This is a genomic window from Lysobacter sp. TAB13, from assembly GCF_052113885.1.
GTDB classification, from domain to species: Bacteria; Pseudomonadota; Gammaproteobacteria; order Xanthomonadales; family Xanthomonadaceae; genus Lysobacter; species Lysobacter gummosus.
This window is the reverse complement of sequence record NZ_JBFRDR010000126.1, coordinates 1-530: the sequence shown is the minus strand read 5'-3', so window position 1 is coordinate 530 and position 530 is coordinate 1. Positions and strand designations below refer to the sequence as shown.

Annotated in this window: 1 protein-coding gene; it reads right to left on the bottom strand. The window is 65.7% G+C overall.

Annotation, left to right across the window (positions count from 1 at the left end; translation table 11 throughout):
- Window positions 1-530 (bottom strand): ABC transporter substrate-binding protein (locus tag AB4Y92_RS25440; protein ID WP_441822143.1); only part of this gene is annotated, 530 nt, incomplete at both ends.

Below are 530 nucleotides of genomic sequence, written 5' to 3'. Positions count from 1 at the left end.
CCGGCGACCTCGACCATCCCTCCGAAATTCTCCGGCCCGAAGGTCATGCAGCMATCGTCGGAATAGCCGGGAATGCGGTCGACCATGACGAGCGGCCGCTTGAGATCGGCCACCCCGGCCAGGCGATCGGTGACGCGCGCGATCTCGCGAGAGCGAAAGGCGATGAGCTCCTCGGCAACCGCGGACCGGCCAAGCAGCCGCCCCATCAGCCTGAGCGACGGCTCCGTGTTCACGAAGGGCGCATGGCGAAAATCGACATAGACGACGGGAATGCCGACGGARGCGAGCTTTTCGACGAGCTTCGTCTCGGCGCTCGCGATCTGGGCCTCGACATTGAGGAACAGCACATCGGCCTTCAGGGCGATCACCGTCTCGATATCGAGATTGCCCTCGCTCATGGCACCGAGCGCCGGCAGCGCCGCAATGGCGGGATAGCGCTCGAGATAGGCGCGGTAGCTGTCGGGATCAGCCTTCTGCAGATCATCGCGCCAGGCGACGATGCGGCGGAACGGCGCGTCCCGGTCGAGTGC